Annotated in this window: 17 protein-coding genes; 7 read left to right on the forward strand and 10 right to left on the reverse strand. The window is 58.4% G+C overall.

Going from position 1 to position 22,171, the window contains the following annotated elements; all coding sequences use genetic code 11:
* Window positions 1-192: 192 nt before the first annotated feature.
* Window positions 193-564 carry a hypothetical protein gene (locus LAP85_15425; protein MBZ5497793.1) on the reverse strand — a complete coding sequence of 124 codons (372 nt, stop codon included), beginning with the start codon at window positions 562-564 and terminating at the stop codon, window positions 193-195.
* A 659-nt stretch (window positions 565-1,223) separates the two neighbouring features.
* On the opposite strand from LAP85_15425, the gene LAP85_15430 reads away from it, so the two are divergent.
* Both LAP85_15430 and LAP85_15435 read left to right on the forward strand, forming a co-directional pair.
* The gene (locus tag LAP85_15430) at window positions 1,224-2,036 is read left to right on the forward strand and encodes a hypothetical protein (GenBank protein MBZ5497794.1); all 813 of its coding nucleotides are present in this window, start codon (window positions 1,224-1,226) and stop codon (window positions 2,034-2,036) included.
* Between the two features lie 373 nt (window positions 2,037-2,409).
* Window positions 2,410-2,895, forward strand: coding sequence for a methyltransferase domain-containing protein (locus LAP85_15435; GenBank protein MBZ5497795.1), 486 nt, complete (start codon window positions 2,410-2,412; stop codon window positions 2,893-2,895).
* Between the two features lie 532 nt (window positions 2,896-3,427).
* Here LAP85_15435 and LAP85_15440 read toward each other — a convergent pair.
* Window positions 3,428-3,817, reverse strand: coding sequence for a PIN domain-containing protein (locus tag LAP85_15440; protein ID MBZ5497796.1), 390 nt, complete (start codon window positions 3,815-3,817; stop codon window positions 3,428-3,430).
* Entirely contained in the window at window positions 3,817-4,071 is a 255-nt protein-coding gene (locus tag LAP85_15445; GenBank protein MBZ5497797.1) for a hypothetical protein, read from the reverse strand. The genes LAP85_15440 and LAP85_15445 overlap by 1 nt, the downstream gene beginning before the upstream one ends.
* Before the next feature lie 403 nt (window positions 4,072-4,474).
* On the opposite strand from LAP85_15445, the gene LAP85_15450 reads away from it, so the two are divergent.
* A complete protein-coding gene (locus LAP85_15450) occupies window positions 4,475-4,843 on the forward strand; it encodes a hypothetical protein (GenBank protein MBZ5497798.1) in 369 nt (122 codons plus the stop codon).
* Between the two features lie 181 nt (window positions 4,844-5,024).
* Here the strand turns inward: LAP85_15450 and LAP85_15455 are convergent, their stop codons facing one another.
* Both LAP85_15455 and LAP85_15460 read right to left on the reverse strand, forming a co-directional pair.
* A complete protein-coding gene (locus LAP85_15455; protein MBZ5497799.1) occupies window positions 5,025-7,391 on the reverse strand; it encodes a S9 family peptidase in 2,367 nt (788 codons plus the stop codon).
* An 18-nt stretch (window positions 7,392-7,409) separates the two neighbouring features.
* Window positions 7,410-9,041, reverse strand: coding sequence for a M1 family metallopeptidase (locus LAP85_15460; GenBank protein ID MBZ5497800.1), 1,632 nt, complete (start codon window positions 9,039-9,041; stop codon window positions 7,410-7,412).
* Between the two features lie 439 nt (window positions 9,042-9,480).
* Between LAP85_15460 and LAP85_15465 the strand changes: the two genes are divergently transcribed.
* Window positions 9,481-9,942 carry a hypothetical protein gene (locus LAP85_15465; GenBank protein ID MBZ5497801.1) on the forward strand — a complete coding sequence of 154 codons (462 nt, stop codon included), beginning with the start codon at window positions 9,481-9,483 and terminating at the stop codon, window positions 9,940-9,942.
* Window positions 9,943-10,069: 127 nt separating this feature from the next.
* Here LAP85_15465 and LAP85_15470 read toward each other — a convergent pair whose 3' ends face one another.
* Window positions 10,070-10,486 (reverse strand): hypothetical protein, encoded by a 417-nt coding sequence (locus tag LAP85_15470; protein ID MBZ5497802.1) that lies wholly within the window; start codon window positions 10,484-10,486, stop codon window positions 10,070-10,072.
* Between the two features lie 257 nt (window positions 10,487-10,743).
* Between LAP85_15470 and LAP85_15475 the strand changes: the two genes are divergently transcribed.
* Window positions 10,744-12,189 carry an alpha-L-fucosidase gene (locus LAP85_15475; GenBank protein MBZ5497803.1) on the forward strand — a complete coding sequence of 482 codons (1,446 nt, stop codon included), beginning with the start codon at window positions 10,744-10,746 and terminating at the stop codon, window positions 12,187-12,189.
* A gap of 276 nt (window positions 12,190-12,465) precedes the next feature.
* Here the strand turns inward: LAP85_15475 and LAP85_15480 are convergent, their stop codons facing one another.
* Together LAP85_15480 and LAP85_15485 are read right to left on the reverse strand one after the other, a co-directional pair.
* Window positions 12,466-13,176 (reverse strand): lysophospholipid acyltransferase family protein, encoded by a 711-nt coding sequence (locus tag LAP85_15480; protein MBZ5497804.1) that lies wholly within the window; start codon window positions 13,174-13,176, stop codon window positions 12,466-12,468.
* A gap of 109 nt (window positions 13,177-13,285) precedes the next feature.
* Window positions 13,286-14,653, reverse strand: a complete 1,368-nt coding sequence (locus LAP85_15485) for a 3-deoxy-D-manno-octulosonic acid transferase (protein ID MBZ5497805.1) — start codon at window positions 14,651-14,653, stop codon at window positions 13,286-13,288.
* Between the two features lie 187 nt (window positions 14,654-14,840).
* On the opposite strand from LAP85_15485, the gene LAP85_15490 reads away from it, so the two are divergent.
* Both LAP85_15490 and LAP85_15495 read left to right on the forward strand, forming a co-directional pair.
* A complete protein-coding gene (locus tag LAP85_15490) occupies window positions 14,841-15,251 on the forward strand; it encodes a serine/threonine protein kinase (GenBank protein ID MBZ5497806.1) in 411 nt (136 codons plus the stop codon).
* A 42-nt stretch (window positions 15,252-15,293) separates the two neighbouring features.
* Window positions 15,294-18,680, forward strand: a complete 3,387-nt coding sequence (locus tag LAP85_15495; GenBank protein ID MBZ5497807.1) for a DUF5107 domain-containing protein — start codon at window positions 15,294-15,296, stop codon at window positions 18,678-18,680.
* Window positions 18,681-18,807: 127 nt separating this feature from the next.
* Here LAP85_15495 and LAP85_15500 read toward each other — a convergent pair whose 3' ends face one another.
* A complete protein-coding gene (locus LAP85_15500; protein MBZ5497808.1) occupies window positions 18,808-19,620 on the reverse strand; it encodes an endonuclease/exonuclease/phosphatase family protein in 813 nt (270 codons plus the stop codon).
* A gap of 230 nt (window positions 19,621-19,850) precedes the next feature.
* Window positions 19,851-21,962 (reverse strand): M20/M25/M40 family metallo-hydrolase, encoded by a 2,112-nt coding sequence (locus LAP85_15505; protein MBZ5497809.1) that lies wholly within the window; start codon window positions 21,960-21,962, stop codon window positions 19,851-19,853.
* Window positions 21,963-22,171 lie beyond the last annotated feature (209 nt).

Below are 22,171 nucleotides of genomic sequence, written 5' to 3' on the forward strand. Positions count from 1 at the left end.
TGTAATAACGCCCAGACTGATGTAATCCGTAATGCGGGAGCCGCTTGGAAGCTCAGCAACGGTACGTGCCATATGCGGTCCTCCTGTGAAAATTTACCACAGGATACCACAGTTCGTTTGTTAAGTGAACAGTATTGGGACTAAGCGTGTTGCTTCTTCGTGCGCTGGTCCAGCCCGACACGCGGCCGGCTGTTACTTTTTTGTTTTCGCAGCCGCTGCCGCTTTCCTCTTCTTCCAGTACGCCTTCATTCTCAGACTCTGGGCTCTCTTGAAGGCGGCACCTGCAGGCCCCGGTCCGGGCCTGGCAGAAGCCTTGGTACCGGAAACTCTGGTTTTTGCCTTTTCCGCTTTCCTACGCGCCCAGACCTTCTTCATCATTCTGCTCTGGGCTTTCTTCTCCGCCGCGGTCCTGGGCCTTCGTTTCCCGGCTGCAAACGCGGCTTCGGGCTTGCGGGCCGTCCTCCCACCTGTCAATATGACTTGAATTGCTTCAATCTCGAGTTCTACTTCTGCTCTGCGGTTTTCGAGTGCTTCCACTGCGAGTTCCAGAATTCTCCTGTCCATTCAACCCTTCCTGCGGAGGGGAAATTACCCGTGAGAGAGCGGTAACTCCGCTGTATTAGGCTACAGCAAAGCCGGGAATTTGCAAGTTGGAATCCAGCCGGCCGGTGCAAGAAAACCGCAGCTTTGCGCATGCGTAAGCAGATCATCGTCTGCCTGAATCCGCGCTCGTCCACACTTCCGTTTCTGAAACTTGCCTGCGCCGAATTTCGGGCACGTAGATCAGAGGCACGCTATGATGACGCCAGTAGAGCTGGCCGTGTGAACCAATTGGAATAAGTAAACGGTTTGATTCAAAGGCGACCGTCAAATTCGGCCCCAAGAAATAGCGAACGCTGAAAGCCGGGACCTCCATCGGCTCCGACTGCCGTTGGTCCCTCTTTGGGCAGATCACCGGCAGTTCCGTCCACTCCGTTCCAGCCGATTCTCAGAGCGAAACCTGTCCGCGCATCCTCGCTTCCCCAATTCGCCAGATCATTTCCTCGACACGCCCGGCTCACGATCCTCATTGCCTGGAAAAAGCCACAGAATATCGGGTTGCCGGCGCATGACAGGTGAGCGGGAGGCCCAGGATGGCGCACCGTGAGCCTCCCCCTCGGATTCTCCTGAAACACCGGGGCGGGGAATGAATCTAATACCAAGGGTGAAGGGAGGGTATCAGGGTGAAATCTGTACGCGTGTCTGTGGTTCTGTCCACCATGCTTTTGAGCGGGTTCTCCCTCGGGCAGGTGGCGTCACCGGCTCCTCAAGCACAATTCCGTGCCTCTCAAGATCCGTCTCAGGTCTCGCCGCAACCTGCTCAAAAGCCGGATCCCACGCCGGATGAGATCATCCGGGCATTCGCGGCCAAGGAGACGGAGTTTTATGAGGCGTGGATTCAATACGCCTATCGGCAGGATGCGGAGGTGCGCGTCCTGTCCGTCAATGGCAACCCCTCACGCGAGCGTATGTCGATCGTCTCCGATGTCATCTTCCACGATGATGGCACCCGGGAGGTCCGCCAGATTCAGAACAGAGGCAAACTGAAGTCGGTTGAGTTTACCAGGGATGATGAAGAGGTAATCGACAACCTCCAGCCTTTCTCTTTGACTACCAAGCAACTCCCGCTTTACAACCTGAAATATGAAGGCAAAGAGAAAGTGGATGAGCTGACCTGCTACGTCTTCTCGGTAAAGCCGAAGAGCACAAAAGGGGGGAAGATGTACTTCGACGGGAAAATCTGGGTGGATGACGAGGATCTGCAGATTGTCAGGACGGTCGGCAAGCCCGTACCGGAGAAGAGGAATCAGCGATTCCCGGAATTCGAGACGCTGCGGCAGGTCATCGATCAGAAGTATTGGTTTCCGGTGTGGACACACGCCGACAGCGTTTTGGACTTCTCCCAGAACAGGGTTCGCGTAGAGGAAACCATTACCTACGAAAACTACCAACACTTCGATTCGAAGGCAACAATCCAGTTCGGCCCCAAAAAATAGGGGACACGAAGAACCCGCGACGCCCCGGGCCCGTCCAGGGTGGGTGATCTCCTGAACGCCTCGAGGATACCCGGGAAACCGCGAAGGAACGAAGGCGCCAGGAAACTCCGGATTTCAGGGCGTCTTTTCGTCCTGGCGCCCTGGCGGTCACTTTATGCCGCTCATCCTCAGCCTCGATCCGCGCCTGCGACACACTCAAAGATTCCTGCTGATCAACACCTGGTTACCAGATATATTGTCGAAGCCAGGCTGACTCATACGGAGATTCATGATGGCCGTACCGCGAAACATCGGCAGGTTTCTGGGTGAATTTTTGCTTCATCCGACGACGACAGGAGCCATTGCCCCCAGCTCAACGTACCTCGCCAGGAAAATGGTCGAGTGGATCGACCTGCCCAAGGCAAAAACAGTACTGGAATATGGTCCGGGCACGGGCGTGTTCACCGACCAGATCATCCGGCGCATGCCGGCAGGTTCGAGGTTTGCGGCAATAGAACTTAACCACCGGCTGGCGGAACTGTTCAGGCGGCGCCATCCCGGTCTGACGCTGGTCGAGGATTCGGTGGCCAACGTGGGAGCCATCTGCCAAAGATTAGGTTTCGCGAGCGTCGATTGCATCGTGTGCGGCTTGCCCTGGGCATCATTCCCTAAGGCGGCTCAGACCCATCTTCTGGATCAAATGATGTCGGTTCTGAGCGCAGGAGGGCAATTCGTGACCTTCGCCTACCTCCAGGGTCTGCTATTGCCCGCGGGCAGGAGGTTCGCGGAACTTCTGCCCAATTACTTCACTCAGGTTTCAAAAAGCCGGACAGTATGGCTCAACCTGCCGCCTGCGTTCGTCTACCAGTGCAATAGATGATGCCGACAACCGGGCCCGGTCCCGAATGGCGCTTAATTAAAGAAACAGGGTGCGACCCTGGCGGGCTCACCCATTCCGGCGAGCCATCGGTTGTTGCAAGCCCCGAAGCCGTTGGCGGCCGCAAGCCCTGAAAGGGCGGCCGTAGTTTTCAGCCCAGGGCGCAAGCCCTGGGATAAGACGCAAATGATGGATGAGCCCTGTAGGGGCGATGCAGGAACGCTTGCAATGCCCCGATTACAAGGACCTTGCATCGCCCTTACAGGGCTCTGTTTGTTAATGGCCATCCATTCCCAGGGCTCACGCCCTGGGCTGCGGACTGCGGACGCCCCTTTCGGGGCTTAAGCCCTTGCTCCTGGTACGCTCAAGACGATTCCAATCACCCTTATTTAAGCGCCATTCGGCCCGGGTCCCCCATATCATGAGAAGGGATTGCCGTGAGCGTGAATATTGGCATCCATGATGCCATGCTCACAGGACACCCCTCCATGCCTGGGAAATTGGCGCGGAAGAAAAACGGGGCACGGTTCGGGAGCTATTGTCCAGCCGTGCCCTCGACCTCAAGATGCGGAATGCCGGCAAAGTCGTTGGCATTGCGCGTCAAGAGCGTAGCTGCCATCGCAGCAGCGGTCACGCCGATGGCCACATCGGCCGCGCGCCGGCGTGGAGAGCCGAGACTTCGAAAAACATCACCGGCGATGCTTGCGAGCTCCTCCGAAAATGGGATGATTCCATCATCAAAGAAAAAAGAACGGGCGACGGAGAGCTGCTCCGGAGTGCGCGGGCCCCGGGAAAATTCGTACCAGGCTACGGCGCTCATCTGGAGGTCGGCTTCCGACTCAGCGAGCTGCGTCAGTCGGCGGCGCTCGCGCCCGGCTGAGGAAAGAGCGAATATCAAAAAGTCCGTGTCAATGTGGTAGCGCATCAGAAACCCTGATCCTGAGTCTTGAGCCGGCCGGTTTCTTCCTCCGCATCGTTGCCTTCAAAGAGCTTGAAAAGACGCTCGAGTACCCTGCGCCTTTCGTTTCGGCTCTCCACCGGGACTCCGAACACCGTATCCCTGTGGCGCAGCACTGCCCGCCGGATTGCCTCGGAGGTCGAGCAGCCATAGCGAAGCGCCAGCTGGCGTGCGGCCTGCCTGGTTTCAGGATCCAGAATCAGTGTGGTCCTCTGTGACATATAATATGTTTAACATATAACCATATTTGATGCAATGTAAGTTGATGAAATAGGTGCAACAAATGCATGAGGCAACAGCCAAATGGGGAGCTTTTAATGGATCAGGGTAGGAATGTCTGAATGGGGCGCGCAGCCAACATCAGATTGCGCCTTATAAGCGTTGATATCCAGATGCACGACGGAAAAGCGGGAAGGAGGTGAGAAAATCCAGCGAGAATGGCGGATACGCTTCGCACCAAATCATGCTATTCTCACGTTGCGCTCTCAAAAGCGCATGGTCATCGAGTTTCACGTGAATTGCCCGACTGGCGGAAGCATCCGCCGTAATCGGCAATCACAGAAACGGTTCTTGGCCATGACCGGTTCATAAGGCTCAAGCGCCCCTGTCGCATGGGCGAGTAACATGATCACAGACACTGCCTCCCCCTCATATCGCACTCTCGGAGCGATAATCAGGCACGCGACCGGCCTGAGTGCGGTGCGCAAAGACGATCTGGAATTTGGAGATCTGGTTCTGGTCACCACCGCCAACTCGACCTACTCGATTTACGTTCTTGACGAAGGCTTCTATTCAATCTCCGGAGGCTGGTTTGACCGCCACGGCTTGTCCCCGATGACCACGACGATCGCCGGCTGCAGTTGGGGCGGCAGTACCATCAAGCTGGACATTATCGCAGCTTGCGGCTTGCATCTGGAATTCGGCAATCAGGTCGTAACCAGCGGGATCCGGAAGGTCGGTGTCATTCGATGCGAGGAAAAACGCTCGAATTGAACCGGTAAAGAGGACACTTGCGCTGACGCGCCGTTGACTTTCCAGAAACCTATACCGCTGAGAACCACCCGCACAGGCCTGGCAAACTGCGATCCTCAGCACTGAAACCTCAGATGCAGGCAGCTCATGATCCGGGTTCATCTGCGGCTCCCTTCCGGATCGATGCGATTTCATCAAGGCATTATCGACCGGGCGGCGTTCCTCCGCGCCCGCCGGCCGGCTGCTGCATCTGATACTCCTTGGGCGGTTCGACGCCGAGGAGCCACTTCACGAAGTAGTCCCAGCGGCGGCGCATCATGTATGACGACATGTTGCCGTAGCCATGAGCCTGGTTGGGCAGCAGCAGAAGATCGAAATCCTTGTTCGCCTTGATCAACGCATCCACCACCAGAAGCGTGTTGTACGGCGGCACGTTGTTGTCCATGGTGCCGTGAGCGAGCAGCAGGTGTCCCTTGAGATTCTTGGCGAGATTCTGGTTTGCCTCCGCGTCATAATTGTCGGTGCCATCGGCGTTCTTTATGAGCAGCCCTTGATAGCGCTCGCCCCAGTCGTCCTCGTACTCACGCTGGTCGTGGTTACCGGACTCGGCGATCCCGACCTTGAAAAAGTCGGGGTAGCGGAACATGGCATCGGCCGTGATGAAGCCTCCGCCGGAGTGGCCGTAAATCCCGACGCGGTCGAGATCGATCCATGAATACTTCTGGGCGAGCTCCTTCATCCCCGCCACCTGATCAGGGAGCGTGTTGTCGCGGCCCATGCTGCCGTAATAAGCGTCATGGAACGCCTTCGAGCGGTCAGGCGTCCCCATCCCGTCGATCGTGACGACGACGAAGCCCAGCTCTGCGAGCGCCTGGCGGTCGCTTCGCGCCGGTGTGAAGGTTCGGGCGCCCGTGCTCCCCGACTGCGGCCCGGGGTAAGGGTTGTTGATGATCGGGTACTTTCTGGAGGGATCAAAATTTGTTGGCCGGAACATCAGGCCGTAGAGGTCTGTCTTCCCATCGCGTGCCTTCACCGTAATCGGTATCGGCGGCTTCCACCCGGCGGCAAGCAGCTTTGAGATGTCGGCTTTCTCGAGCGGCATGACCAGCTTGCCGTCTCCGTCGCGCAGCGCCACGACCGGCGGCGCGTCGGGCTTCGAATAGGTGTCGACGAAGTAGTGACCCGAGCGCGAGAGCTGCATGTTGTGGTCGCCATCGTCGGGCGTGAGGCCCACATAGTGCGTTCCGTCCATGGCAATTCGGTAGAAGTGCCGGAAATACGGGTCTTGTTCCTTCTCGCGCCCCAGCGCCGCAAACCAGATCGTGCGACTCTTTTCGTCGACCCGCGTGATCTGAGTGACGGGACCCTCACCGGTCGTGATCTGATTCTTGAGCTTCCCCGTATTCAGATCGTAGAGGTAGAGCTGTCCCCAGTTGTCGCGCTGGGAATACCAGATCACCTCGCTCGTGGGCCAGAGCACCTGCCAGCCGGTCCGGGACTCATAGTGCGTCGCCACCGTCTCGTCGAAGACCGTGCGCACGGTGCCGGCCGCGGCGTCGGCGATGCGGAACACCGCCTGCTTGTGGTCGCGTGAAGTCGAAACGAACGCAAGCCGGGTGGCGTCCGGGTTCCACTGCATGTCGCGGAGACTGAAGTTGTCGCCAAGGGTGGCGCGGTGATAGTCGGGCGGCATCTGCAGCCGGGTGATGAGCCCGGCGTCGACATCGATGATGACCCGGTGGAGCATCGCAACCTCGCTGTCTCCCGGGAGCGGATACTTCCAGGAGCGGAGGACGGGATGGCCGACCCTGGTCTCCACAAGATACATGTCACCGACCTTGCGCTCATCCTGCTGGTAGGTCGCGATCTTTTTCGAATCGGGTGACCAGAGCACAATGGCGCGGTCGCTGCCGGCCCATCCGGCATTGTCGGTGGCGTATCCGAAGTCCTTGGCGCCGTCGCTGGTGAGCTGTTTCTCCTCACCCGTCGCCACGTCTCGCACCCAGAGGTTCCAATCGCGAATGAAGACGGCTCTCTTCCCGTCCGGTGATGCCACTGGGTTGCCGGCTCCACCGCCACGACCGCCACCTCGCCCGCCCGCACCTGCTCCGCGCGTACCCTTGGCTTCACCGGCCGCGGTGCACTTGGCTCCCTGGACATCACATGCCCAGCGACGCGCTCCGACGTCGAACGAAACGGTAGTCCCATCCGAGGAGAAATCTATCGACACGAAGGGGAGCTGGCGCGCATTATACGTGGCGCCCGCGGCCGCAGACAGCGCCGCAGCCAGCCTGGCGTGGTCGAAGGCCGGCGCACGCGTCCGCTTTGCCGGATCGACAAGGACGAACTCAGGTCCTTCCGCCGTGGTATTGCGGTACCAGAAACGCTCGTCCGGCAGCCAGGTGGCAGATACGTTGCCGCCAACGACGAGCGGCGTGACCGCAGGCCCAAGGAACTTCTCCGCATGCGCATAGTCGGCCGCGGTAAGAGCGCGCGGTTGTTGAGCCGACACCGGAGACACGGCGGCCACGATCGCCGCCAGAGTCGCAAAAAAAACACATGGTCGCATGTTCATGAATGGTCCTCGCTAATTCTTGATCACATTGACAAAATATAGATCGGTGGCTGCCTCAAAATCGTCCTTCTTCACACCCGATTTCATCGTCTTCCATTCCGTTGTGGGTTGAATAAGTTGCCAGTCACCTTTTCTTCCTACCTTCACAGGCATGGCAAATTCCTTCTCGTCGGCTTTCCAACGATAGGAAACAGTGCCGCTGTCTTGAAACTGTAATTCGAGCGTGGGGATGTTGGTGTGCCGCAGGTACTGGTCGAAAATCGGAGTAAGGTTCTTTCCGGTCTTGTCGTTGAAGAACCTCACCACATCCTCGGTCATGATGTTCCTGTATTGGAAGCGGCTGTAGAAATCGTGCACGAGCTTCCACCAGCGTCCGTCATTGTCGATTACGCTACGAAGGGTGTTGAGGAAAAGCGCGCCTTTGAAATACATGTCCTGCGGCGGCGTGCTGTTCACACCAGGCTGAGAGATGATCGGCTGCTGGTTTCTGACCTTGGTCTTATACCCGTTGACATATTTCAGGGAGTCCTCGCGGCCGAACATGTATTCGACATACACAACTTCGGCGTAGGTACCCCAACCCTCATGGATCCACTCGTCGGAAGTATCAGCCGCCGTGATGCTGTTGCCGAACCACTCGTGGGCACTCTCGTGAATGATGATAAAGTCAAATTTCATGCTGACACCAACGCCCGTCCAGTCCCGCTCGAGATATCCGTTTGCGAAGTGGTTCCCATACGTGACGGCACTTTGATGCTCCATTCCCGAGTAAGGAACTTCGATGAGCTTGTAGCCATCTTCCTTGAAAGGGTACGCGCCGAAGTATTTCTGAAAGCACTGCATCATTGATTTTGCCTGCGTGAATTGCTGTTTGGCCTTCTCCAGATTCTCCGGCAGGCAGTAAAAATCGAGCGTCAGATCGTTCAGCCTGTCGCTGAAGTGAGCGTAATTGCCAATATTCAGCGAAACGCAGTAGTTGTTGATGGGGTAATGAATGAGCCAGTCATAACGGGTGTATCCGTCGCCAAGGTCGGTTTTGCCCAGGAACTGTCCATTGGACACATCCACGAGATTGCTGGGAATCGCCACGCTGAGGCGCATGTTTTCCACCTCATCACGCTGCTGGTCCTTGTTCGGCCACCAGACACTGGCACCAATTCCCTGACAGGCGGTATTGATCCAATCGCGGCCGGCAGGATCCTTCCTGAAGCCAATGCCGCCGAACCGTCCGGTTTGCACCGGATTGCCGGAATAGTAGAAATCGATCGTGTATATCGAGTTTTTTTTGAGGGTCTCGGGAAAATCCACAAACACGGCATTGAACTCCCGCTCGTATTTCAGCTCCTTCGTTCCCAGCAGGATCTTGTCGACATTCAGATTGGCGACCAGGTCGACTTGAATGCGCACGTCGTCCTTCAGCATCTTGAAACGAATCGCATTCTTGCCGCTGATAAACTTTTTCTCGGGGTCGACGCGAACGTCGAGGTTATAAGAAAGCAAGTCGTTATTGGCCCGATAGGGCCCATAGGCGCCCCGAAGAATGTCGGCTCGAGTGACCGTCCTTTGTGGCGTTTGTGCCACAAGAAAAGTGGCCAGGCAAAGCAGAGAAGCAAGCGAAGGCTTGAGCAAGAGCTGTCCAGGCATCGATGTACCTCTTGAAGGCTAAGAATTTTTCCATCCAGTTGCGGCAGTTCGGAAACAACCTCTCAGGCACCGGGGCGCACCCTACGATGCATGAATGCTGGGATCTGCTGACGGGCTAAAGCCCGTGCCCCCTGAACTCTACCTAAGAGCCAGAGTTAGTGCCGGCATGTTTCTGCCCGTCAAGTTACACCAGTCATTTTCGAAGCGGAGCTTAGCATAGCTGAGCCGCACCAGGATCGGTAGTCTGTTTTTCTATGCTGAACCGATAATCATCGGTTGCGGCTGCGAATAAAATGTCGGGATATTATATGTAGGTGGTCTGCAGTTAGTCCCGATTCCTGCCGAAATTGGACGAGTCGAAAACAGTCGAAGTATGGGACGAAGACCGGGATGCCGGATCTGGTACAATCTGAACTACCACATCCCTTGAGGAGGTCGCATGAAAAAGTTCCTGGTACTCGTTGCCGTAATGGTGGTCACCGGCGGGCTGACGGCTCAAGCGCAGCAGCAGGCCAAGCCGGAACAAAAACCGGACACCAAAGCCGCGCCCAATGTGGCCGGCAAGTGGACGATGACGCTCGAGATGTCAATGGGAACGGGGACGCCTACGCTCGAGCTCAAGCAGGACGCGGACAAGGTCACCGGCACCTACACCGGCCGCTACGGAACCTTTGCACTCGAGGGCAAGCTCAAGGAGCGCGCCATCGAGTTCTCGGTCACGATGACCGCCGAAGATCAGTCCTTCACGATAACGTTCACGGGCGAAATCGCCGCAGACGGCCAGACGATGAAGGGCACGGCGGCGATGGGCGAACTCGGCGATGCGACGTGGAGCGCAAAGAAGGAAAAGGGCACCGACACATCACTCCCTTCACCGAGCCGGGGGCGTTGGCCCATTTGACCAGAATCGCGGATATATCAAGGGTCAACACGCCGAACGCGAGCGCGAGATGCGGCAGAATGCGCTGCGCGGGTTGCGGTGTGCCGGCCTTGCGGGCTCCAGAGGTGGTCCAAAATTCCAGGGTGGCTCAGCGATAGAGAATCGGCTCTTTCCGCCAGTCCTTGTCCTTGTCGTGGCCGAATTTCGCCACGCGCGGGCAGCGCTCGCGGAGGCGCACGGACTCGAGTCCGCAATAGTAACCGCTGCTTTGCGGGTTCTTGCCGACGCATTCCAACCGCAACACGTAGGTACCCGGCTCCGGCCAGAAGTCGAGCAGGTGGAACTCCTCGCTCACGACTTTGTCGCTGTGGAAGTCCATCGGCCTGCCGAGCCTCACGCCGTTGAGGAATGCCTGGTAGCGCCCGAAGTCGACCGACCTGGTCGCGTTCAGCAGCAGTCGCAGCGGTTCCTTTTTCTTCACTTCGAAGGGAATCTCCAGCCAGGCGCCGGCTGCCTGGTTGGGCCGGTAGAGCAGTTGCGGGCCATCGCAAATGTTTGCCTTCATCCTTTTGCCCTCCGAAATTTCGCTCCGCCGCCGTCCCGATTCATGGGAATCCGCCTTTCGGCGGCACGAGCACAATATCACAGACGCTGCGCCGCGAAACTCACCGTTTCATTGGCCTCGTCATGCTCCAGCCCATGGCCGCGCAGACCTTTTGGAGAAGCGCCAGGCCCGCCGCGGGCAGAACTTTTGACTTGTCCACCCGGCCCCCATCGGATAAAAAGGAAGGCACGACTAATGATCTCCGACTGGAGACATATATGAAACATCTATCCCTGATTTCACTGTTGTTCTTGCTCTTGCTGCCAATCTCATCAGCTCAAGAATACCTTCAAAAGTATTACCCCGAAACAGACCCGCTTGTTCTCCAGCAGCTCGAGAAATGGCAAAATATAAAGTTCGGCCTGTTGATGCACTGGGGCCCATACAGTCAATGGGGCGTGGTCGAATCATGGTCCATCTGCTCCGAAGACGAAAGCTGGTGCAAAAGGAACAATCCGAACTATGTCGAGTATAAAAAACAGTACGAAGATCTGAAGAAAACCTTCAATCCTACGAAATTTGATCCTGAAAAATGGGCGCAGGCCGCAAAAGAGGCCGGGATGCGCTACGTGGTGTTCACCACCAAGCATCACGACGGTTTCTCCATGTTCGACACAAAACAGACCGATTATAAGATCACCGATCCCGCATGTGCTTTCAGCACCAATGCGAGAGCCAATATCACAAAAGCAATATTCAACGCTTTCCGCGAGCAAGGATTTATGATCGGCGCATATTTTTCCAAGCCGGACTGGCACAATGAAAACTATTGGTGGCCGAATTTCGCAACGCCGGACCGCAATGTCAATTATGATATTAAGAAATATCCCGAGCGCTGGAAGCAATTTGTCGAGTTCACTCACCAGCAAATCCTGGAACTGATGACGGACTATGGGCGCATTGACATCCTCTGGCTCGATGGCGGCTGGGTGCGTGTCAAGACAGATGATGAAATTCGAGAAGCGATGCTTAGCGCAAGATATGCGACCCGCCCTCAGAGTCAGGATATTGATATGCCGGGCCTCGTTCGGAAGGCAAGGGAGAAGCAACCCGGCTTGATTGTTGTGGATCGGGCAGTCGAAGGCCCATATCAGAATTATCTTACGCCGGAAAATCAAGTTCCCGGAAAACTTCTCCCCTATCCGTGGGAATCCTGCATAATCATGGGCGGCGGATGGAGCTACGCATTCAATGCCAGGTATAAAAGCACTCACGTGCTGGTGAACCTGCTTGTCGATATCGTCTCGAAGGGAGGGAATCTCCTGCTGAACATTGCGCCCTCTCCGGAAGGAACCTGGGATGATGCGGCATACCAACGGCTGGAGGAACTCGGTGCGTGGATGAGGGTCAATGAGCAGGCAATCTACAATTCACGCCCTCTGGCACCGTATCGCGAGGGGAAAATCTGTTTCACTCAGTTGAAAGATGGCACGGCCTATGCGATCTATCTCGCAGATGAAAATGAGAAGACACTGCCGGCGCGCATCACACTGTCAGCCGTCTCCCCGGCGCCGAATGCGAACCTTTCCCTTCTCGGCACAAGAGAAAGTCTGAAATGGGAAAAGACCGGTAATGAACTGTCGATTCTTATTCCGGAATCGGTTCAGATGAACCCGCCGTGCGAGCATGCGTGGGTGATAAAGATCTCAGCTTTGGGGAAATAGCCGGATCCGCTTCAACTCTGCGCCCGCAAGCCCGGGGCTGCGTGTCCGGCCGGGACCGCTTCCCCGCAGTCAAGGGATATAGCCGCGACTATTCATGAGTATGCGAACAAGATGCATTTTTGGAGGCGGAAAAACGCCGACGGCTCAGCCTTGGTCGGCGTGCAGGAGCTTTTCACGGGCGTGAGCTTGTGCTTCATGAATAATTCAGATAGAGGCGCTTCCCACGCAGCTGGCACAGAGATTCCATGAATGGGATTGCTGAATGCCTGGTTCAGATCACTGCTTTCTGCCTGCGACCTTCCGGTTCTGCCAGTAGGAATCGCCTTCAGCGCGGAGCCGGTCCAGAACCTGTTGCATCTCGTGATGCTTGGCGCGTTGGGCCTCTTCATCTGCATCGGGAGGCACCCAGATAAGCGGAGCTCTAAGGATCAGCACGCGGCTGAAGGGGGCGGGTATCTGGAAATGGTCCCAGCTGTTCAACTGCAAATAGCGGTTTGCCGAAACGTGAAAACAGAAGATAGGGCACCCTGTCTTCCTGGCCAGGATCACCGGACCGAGCTTGGCTTCGTAACGCGGTCCGCGCGGGCCATCAACGGTGAACGCCACATCCCGGCCGCCGGCAAGATGGCGGGCCATTTCGGCCAGGGCCCGCAGGCCGCCGCGGGAACTGGATCCGCGGGCGGCGCCATATCCGTGCATGTGAATAAAACGGGCGATATACTCCCCGTCGAAATTCATCGAGGTCATCACCACGATCCCACGCTTGCGATAGTACCAGGTGCTCGGCAGGATGCGTCCGTGCCAGAATGTGAAAATGACCCGCTTCCCGCGATCGTAGGCTTCCTGCCGGCAATCCTCTCCCCTGGATTCCCAGCGCAGGGTCCTTCCGATCAGGTAGACCGCACAGAACCCGATGTACTGCATGCACCAGATCTGGAAGCGCTGCCAGCGCGTGAATGCTTTTTCCTGCGAAGAAGCCTCGCTCATCCTGGTTCCGAAAAGGTGATCCTGGGTTCTTGCCGATGCGCCATTCCCGCCGCTGTGAGCCTGATTCTACCCGGCATCGTCAGCAGTCACGATACGATCTAAGAAGCTTTCAGGTCAAACGGATGCATGAAGACCGGGGAGTCGGCGGCACGGAACGCAGTGAGCGCAAGCCGGGTATAAGGTTGTCCGGCTCGCCGCACTCCAGAATTTCCGCGATGGCATCCACCGTCCTCTGCGTCGCGCCGGAACTCTGCACAATGACCTGCCGCGCGTGTTCGGCAATCTCGCGCCGCCGATCCGGCCCGGCGAGCAATTCCTCCAGCGCCATGCTCAATTCGTTCTCGTCGCGCACCTGAACCGCGCCGCCGGCTCGAACAAATGCTTCCGCCACCGCTTCGAAGTTCTGCATCCGCGGCCCGAACAACACGGGCGCCCCGGCTGCCGCCGCCTCGATGATGTTTTGCCCGCCACGGCCGCGCAGGCTCTTGCCGACGAAAATCAACGTTGCCGCCTCGTAAAACGCCTTCAGTTCCCCCGTCGTGTTCAGCAACACACAATCTGCGCCCCGCCGCGGCGGCTCTGTCCGCAACGCCACGTTCAACCCGCGCCGATGCGCGAGGGCCAGCACCTGTTTGGCCCGCTCCGGGTGTCGCGGGGCAACGACCAGAAACAACTCCGGAAACTTCGTCCGCAGCCGCCGCAAGACGCGAAACACGATTTCCTCCTCGCCCCAGTGCGTGCTGCCGCATACCCAGATCGGCCGGGATGCATCTGCGCCACAGGCATGGAGAAACCGCAGCGCCTGCTCCGAATTGGCGGCAGGTTTCTGCGCTTCGTCAAACTTCATGCTCCCGGTCACGCGCAACGCATCCTGGTGCACACCCAATTGATAATGGCGCTCCGCGTCCTGCGGTCCCTGAGCGCAGACCAGATCAAACGAGCGATAGATACTCCGGCTCAGAACGCCCAACCGGTGATATGTGCAGAACGATTTCTGCGACATACGGCCGTTGACTATGCCCACCGGGACGCCATAACGACGTGCGGTCAGGACCAGCGTCGGCCAGATATCTCTTTCAACGATCAGCAGCATTCGCGGCCTCAACAGCCTCATCGCCCGGCGCGTACACAGGTAGAAATCGACGGGAAAATAGAGGACCAGCACCCCCGCCGGTACACTCTTGAGGGCCAAGGCGCGCCCGGTGCTCGTCGTCGTGGTCAGCGCAATCTGCGAGTCCGGCCAGCGCCTGTGCAGCTGTTCAATCAACAGCAGCGCCACGCGGGTTTCGCCCACGCTGCATGCTTCGACCCACAGATAATTGCCGCCCGCCGCCTGCCGCCGCACCTCCGCCGAGTAAAAGCCGAACCGCTCCCAGAACCGGCGTGCCACGTTGCTGGTACGGAAGACCTTCGTCAGGTACCACGGCAACATCAGCACCGAAAAAATAATGAACAGGATCTGGAATAGGAAGAGCATGACGCCAAGAAGCTTAGCAGAAAGCGCCAAAAGTAAAACGCGAAACGTGACGTCTGTGCCTTCGGGACCCCCGGCTCATCTCAGGATTCCGCTGTCAAAGCCCTACCCAGCGCACTATACTTAGGTTCATTCCCGAAGTTCCTCTTGATGCAGCGCGTGAAATGCACGGTTGAAGGACTGAATCCGCATGATCGGTGAGACCGTATCGCATTACAGGATCCTGGAAAAAATCGGCGGCGGTGGCATGGGTGTCGTTTACAGGGCGGAAGACACCAAGCTGAAACGCACCGTCGCCCTGAAGTTCCTCCCCGACGAGCTGTCCAGCGACCACCATGCGCTGGAGCGATTCGTGCGCGAGGCCCAGGCGACCTCAGCATTGAATCACCCTCACATCTGCACCATCTACGACATTGACGAACATGAAGGCTGGCACTTCATTGCCATGGAGTTCTCAGAAGGGCAGACCCTGAGGCAGCGCATCCAGGGGAAACCGCTCGGCACCGGCGAGATCCTGGATCTCGCAACTCAGATTGCAGATGGGCTGAACGCCGCGCATTCAAAAGGGATCATCCATCGGGATATCAAGCCCGCCAAATGAAACAAGCATTATAAAGGGGTGCGCCCCCGTCGGAGAGCACAAATGATAATTCGTAACCGACTCGTTCTTCCTCTGCTTTTGTGTCTGTGTGCGGCGCTGCTGGTCGCTTCCGCTCTTCCTTCTGCCGCTGAGGTTTCGCCGGTCAAGGCATGGCAGGAGAATATCGTGATTCCGACGTACGAGGTCGGGCCGCCTGAGCGCAACCCGTTGTTCTTCTTCGGGCGGCAATCCCAGGGAGCCCAGGCGCCGGTATACCCCTATCCGATGTACGACACGCTCACGGGCAGGAAAGCAGACAAGACCTACCAGGCGGTCTATCTGGAGAACGAGTACATCCGCATCGGCATATTACCCGAAGTCGGCGGCCGCATCTTCGAGGGTTTGGACAAGACCAACAACTACAATTTCATCTACCGCCAGCACGTGATCAAACCCGCCCTGATCAGCATTATCGGCGCCTGGATTTCCGGAGGGATGGAGTGGAACATCCCGCACCATCACCGCGCGACAACCTTCCTCCCGGTGCAATACAAGATCGAGCAAGGCGGAGACGGCGCCAAAACCGTCTGGGTAGGCGAACTGGAATTGCGACAACGCATGCGCTGGGCGGTCGGCTACACGCTGAGGCCCGGCAAGGGCTACCTGGAAGCACAAGTGCGCATCTTGAATCGTGTCCCCGAACCGAACACCATGTTGTGTTTTGCCACTCTGGCCGTTCACGTGAACGACAACTACCAGGTCATCTTCCCGCCGGGCACGCAGTTCGGCACCGGCCACTCGAAGCGCACATTCACCAAGTGGCCGGTCAACGATGCCAATGTTGACGTCAGCTGGTGGAAGAACCACCCCTCTTCGGTCTCGATCTTCGCCTGGAACTACCAGGACGATTTCTTTGCCGGCTATGACCACGGCAAAGAGGCAGGGACGATGAGCGTCGCCGACCACCATGTCGTGCCGGGCAAGAAGTTCTTTGAATGGGGCGCCGGCGCCGGTGGCCGCGCGTGGGACCAGACTCTGACTGACACCGACGGCCCCTACATCGAGCTCATGGCCGGCGCCTACTCGGACAATCAGCCTGACTACAGCTGGCTGCAGCCTTACGAAGTGAGGTCGTTTTCCATGAATTACTATCCCTTCCGGGACATTGGCGGGGTGAAGAAGGCCAACCTGGACGCGGCAGTGAACCTAGACATGGCCGACGGCACCGCCCGGATGGGCTTCTACACCACCTCCGCCCATGCGGCGGCCAAAGTCATGCTGAGAGCCGGACAAAAGATTCTGCTCCAGGAGACGGTAGCCATCAACCCGGGCAAACCTTACACCAGGCGGGTCCCAGTCCCTGCCGGCATCGACGAGCACGATCTCGTCGCCTCGCTGGCAGATGGCAGCAAGGAACTCGTTTCCTATTCCCCCATCCGCTTGCACCCGGAACCAATGCCGAAGGGCGTGACACCCCCGGCAGCTCCGGCGGACGTCAAGACCAACGAAGAGCTGTACCTGATCGGTCTGCGCGCGCAGCAGTTCCACGACCCGAATATCGATCCCGAGACATACTGGGAAGAGGCGCTGCGTCGCGATCCGGGGGACGCCCGCGTCAACACCGCGCTCGGTATCACCGCCTTTAAAGAAGCAAGGTACGAAGACGCAGAGAAGCGCTTGCGCAAGGCGTTGGAGCGGCTCACGGACCAGTACACAACCCCGAAAGATGCTGAGGCGTTTTTCTATCTTGCGGCCACTCTGAAGGCGCAGGGCAAGACCGACGAGGCCTGCTCGAATTTCTACAAGGCCACCTGGAGCCAGGCATGGAAGGCAGCCGGTTACTTCTCCCTGGCAGAAATCGCGGCCGGACGCGGTGACATGCCGGCCGCCCTCGACCTCATCGACCGTGCGATCGACTCGAATGCATTGAACATCAGGGCCCAGAACCTGAAAGCTGCCGTGTTGCGCCACCTGGGACGCACACGGGAGGCGCTGCAGGTGCTGGCCTCAGCCGCGCACAAGGCCGATCCGCTCGACGTGCGCTCCATGGCGGAATTCTGGCTGGCATCCAGAAACCTCGCAGCGGCAATGACCCTGGCTTCCACGATGAATGAACATCCCGCGACCGCACAGGAGACGGCCGCCGAGTATCTCAACTCCGGCCTCTGGCAGGACGGAACGGATATCCTGCTGCGGATGACCGCCACTGCCCCCGACAAGGCCAGGATCAATCCCATGGTCTACTATTATCTAGGCTATTTTGCGGGGAAGCTGGGACAAACGCAAAAGGCGTCCGAGTACTACAGGCTGGCCGAGACGATGCCTCCTGACTACGCCTTCCCCTTCCAGAGCGAGGCCATCGAAGTGCTTCGGACCGCGATCAGGGCAAATCCCCGCGACGCACGAGCGCCCTACTATCTCGGGAATGTGCTGTACGACTGGCAGCCTGAGGAGGCCACCAGGATGTGGGAGGCTTCCGTCGCGCTCGACGCTTCGTTCTCGATCGTTCATCGCAATCTGGCAACGGCTTATATGCATCAGAGGTCGGGGACCAGCCTCGCCAAGGCCATCGTGGAACTCGAGAAGGCGGTTGCGCTCGACCCCAAGTACGCCCTGCACTTTATGGAACTGGATGAACTCTACGAGCAGGCCGGCGTTCCCATCGAGAAGCGGCTCCCTCTTTTCGAAGAGAACGCGGCCGTGGTCGCGCAGCGGGATGACGCTCAAAACCGCGCCGTGGGTCTCAAAGTGGCCGGGGGCAAGTATGACGAGGCCATCAGGATGATGACGGGACGGAAGTTCGCGGTCGCGGAGGGCACCAATCTGAACGTGGCCGAGCACTGGATGGATGCGCACATTCTCAGGGCTCAGCAGAACATCGCGGCCAGGCGTTTCGAGGAGGCGCTGGCGGATATACAGATGGCCGTCACGTTGCCCCCAAACCTGCCGGCGAGCGGGTTCGGCAGCAGCGGCGGAGCGGGTGGCCGCAGCATAGAGGTCGCCTTCTGGACCGGCATCGCCTATGAGGGGATGGGCAACCATGACAAGGCTGCCGAGTCATGGAACAGGGCGATATCATCGGTTTCGTCCGGAACCGGCCGGCGCGGCGGAGCCGGGATTGCCACGGCTGCAGTCGGCGTTCAATCCTACTACCTGGCACTATCCCTCCGGAAACTCGGCCAGGAAGACCAAGCCAAGGCGTTGTTCCAGAGCCTCGTCGAGTCCGGACAGAGAACGCTCCAGCAGCCGCCGTCCAATATCGCCGGGGGGCGAGGCGGAGCAGGCCGTCAGCAGTCTCCGCGAACTCGATTGGCCAATGCCCACTACCTCGCTGGACTTGGCTTCCTTGGGCTGAACGACCTGGTTAAGGCGAAGACCGAACTGGCCGAGGCGGTTCAGGCTAACCCGGATCTCGTGGGCGCCAGGGCCGCCTTGGCCGCGCTCAAGTAGGAGGGCCCGACGGAACCGGCATGCGACCGCAATCTCTTTCCGGCAGAGTCGCCAGGTCCTCTCGCAGAGTTCCAATCAACACGACCGTCAGCCTGAACGTCGGTTCGATGCAGCCCAGCCTGCGAGCTTAAGCCTTCTGGACCTCGAGATACAACAGGCCATGATCCGAGTAATCCTTGATCCACACACCCTTTGCCTGGTCTGTGGGCTGCTCGGGCCATCCTCGGACTGAAACATCCTGGCCACCGAACTGCGCGAATCTCAGATGTTGTGCTGCGACGACCTGATCGAGGTTGCTCGGAGCGATCCCGCTTTGTGGGCCGTTCCACCAGGTATATGGGCTGGTTTTGGTAAGGCGGCGCATGCCGTACTTTTTGGCAACCGTATCAAGTTTCTGCAGTTCCTCGTCGGCGGGAATGTTGTACTTCTTGATCAGGTAGTTCATCCCCATCGTGTTGAGGTCGCCCAGAAAGATGTAGTTGGGCTCCGATCCATCTCCCGACTTCTTTAGGACATTCTTGAATTTGAGCGCGCGTTCGAGCATGTCGTCGCGTATCCCCCACCCGATCGGCTTAGGCCCGGACTTGGTGTGGAGAAACAGGATCGGGTAGTGGGTTCCCGCAACCGTGATGGTAAGCAGTGCTCCCGGCCGCAGGCTCGGATTCCCCGCCTTGAATTCCAGCTTCTGTGTGAAGAAGGCAGTCAGGCCCTGGCGAACGCCGACCAGGATTTCCTGGACCTGGGGCCCTTCCGTAATGTGGAACTGATACGAGGGCATGGCCGTGCTTAACTCCGCAAATACTTCCTTGCCCTCGACCTCGTAAAGTGCAAAGACATCCGGATTCACGGATTTCAAAAAGGCGATGACCCGCTCGACGCGGGAATTGGCCTCCTTGAAGTGTTCAACATTCCAGGACGCCAATGAGAACGCTTTTGTCATGACTTGCCTCCTGACTTCAGAATTCGGTTTAGCTGAATCCTGGGCTATCCATCACTTCTTGAGATTGCTGTGCCCGTGCGAACCGCGCACATGACCGGGCCTATCGCGAACTCCGTTCACAAGAAGTCGTCTGTACCAGCAAAGTCGTTCAATCTCAAATCCACCATCACCAGTTGGCCTGGGAGTGTGGTAAGGCCAGTGGATTTCTTTGAACAGCCTCCATTGCGGGTCTACTTTTTCGTGGCCGCCGGTTCCAGTAGTTTCTTGAACGCCTCATCGTCGGTCTTGAAGTCGCGCGCAGCCTGACCCACCCGGGTGATCCGGATGCTCCTGATCGCGTCGCCCTTCTTCACATCCTGAAGCAGGCTCAGCCCGGCAATCACCTTGCCGATCGCGGTGGACTTCTTGTCGAGCCCCGGGCTCTTCTGGAGCGTGAGGTAGAACGCGTTCGGGGCCGAGACACCCAGGATGCCCACGACGTCATGCTTCAGCGTGGCATTGGCGGCAAACGGCAGGCTGGGGACTGCCACTGATTTCTGGATCTCCGACACGATGAGGCCGCTGATCAGCCCGTCTTTCACGTCGACCGTGCCGATCGGCGGGATCTCCGGACGGGGTCCGCCGGGAGCGCCGGCCCCGCCACGACCGCCACCACCCGGAGCAGGGGCCGCACCGCGTCCGCCCGGCTGTTGTCCCTTGCCCTCGACGATTCGGATGAAGTTCGCCGTTTGCAGGGGCGCGTTCGCGTAGTCGAGTGCGGTCATGATGTGGATCGGGGCATCCGCCGGCCCGATGGCAATATCGGCATACAGGCCATCAGCCAGGTAGACGCCATCGCGTGTGAGCGGCTTGTCGAGGTTTGCCACACCGTATGCAACCACCGCGGTTACCAGCGCGGAATGCTGCTGGTGCTCGGTGTACGGAACGAGTTCGCTGTACGTGTCGTAGAGGGTATGCCAGGCGTGGTTGTATACATAGTTGGTCTGTGTCCGGAAGCTCAGCGTCGGCACGCTCAACATCTCGAATGACGAGGAGTCAGTGCCGCCCGGGCTTGTTGCGTGCGCCCTGGGCAAGCCTCGTTCGAGTTTGAACGGCCACTTCGGATTCAAATTGGTGAGCGGAGCGGTGATCTTCTGGAGATCTTCATACCAGGTTTCGGGCACAGACGCTCCGGTGATGGCGCTCGGGCTGCCGTCCCGGTTGATCATCATGACGATTTTCGGCTGGATTTCCGGGTGCTTTTTCAGCCACGACTGGGAGCCGAGCAGGCCGCTCTCCTCCGCTGCAAAAAGCATAAAGATGATGGAGCACTTGGGCCGTGCACCCGCTGCCTTGATGAGTCGGATCGCTTCCATGCCGGGCGCGAAACCCGACCCGTCGTCTACCCCGCCCGTAGCACCGCTGAAACAGTCGAAATGGCCGCCGATGACGACGTATTCGTCGGGGTACGTCGTGCCGCGCAGCGTCGCGACTACGTTGTGATACTTGATCGGGCCCATCTTGAACCAGTTGCGGATGTCGAACTCGAGCTCGACCGGTTCGCCCTTCTCTGCCAAGCCCTTGATTTCGTTGTACTGGTTCTCGGCCAGCTTGATGTCGGGCAGGACGGGCAGCCTGTCCCAGGATGCGACGTAGCCGTCCAGAATCCTGAACGGCTCCGTTTTCGACAACTGAATCGTGCCCAGGGCCCCGGCATCAACCAATGCTTTGGTGAGCGGCGGAATCAGTTGAGCATCGGAGTACTCCGGGGTGCCGCGGCGGCCATCGCGGCCAAATCCCGTGTTCTCACCAGGGATCAGCACCCAGGCTCCCTTAAAGGCACCCCTGTTCGCGTTGACTTCGGCAATCGCCTCCTGCACCGCCGCGCGCTTCTTCTCGACGTTTTCAGGCGTTGCGTTGCGCCCCTGGATCGAGAACGGATCTGCCTTCAGGATGACCACCGGCCCGCGCTGCACGCCCTTTGTTCCGGCCGTGAAGCTCGGCGTCCCGAAAAAGAGCGCTTTCTCGGCCGGCTTGATCATCCTTCCAAACCATGGTCCACGGTTGAATCCGACCGGCACCTCGCCGACTTCGTCGAGTTCGGCGTCGAGGCCCCACTGCCTGAATTGCCAGACGGCCCAGGCAGTGGCGTCGCTATAAGCGTTCGTGCCCGTTTCCCTGCCGCCAAACCGGTTGCTGGCGTAGTCGTTCCAGGTCATGACCTGGTTGTCAGTCGTGCCCAGCTCGATGATCTTTTTGACGACTGGGTCTTCCTGTGTCTGGGCGGGCGCCTGAAAGCCGACGGCGGCGGCAGCCAGTATGAGCAGGCCGACAACGAACCCTAGCGTACGTTTTCTCATCATTCCTCCAATCGTGTGAATAGCCCGGATAGGGGGGCTTCCAGCCCCAGGCCGGCGTGCGGCGCTTCCCGGGCTTGCGAATAGCGGCATCAGTTCAACTCCCTTGAATATTCGTGGTCCCATGCCCGCGCATATTACACCAAAAGGATGCAACCGGCATTGGGTTTGCGGCGGAGACAACAGAAGTCGCCGGCGTGATTGCAGTTGCAGGC

The sequence above is a fragment of the Terriglobia bacterium genome (assembly GCA_020072565.1).
GTDB lineage: Bacteria > Acidobacteriota > UBA6911 > UBA6911 > UBA6911 > JAFNAG01.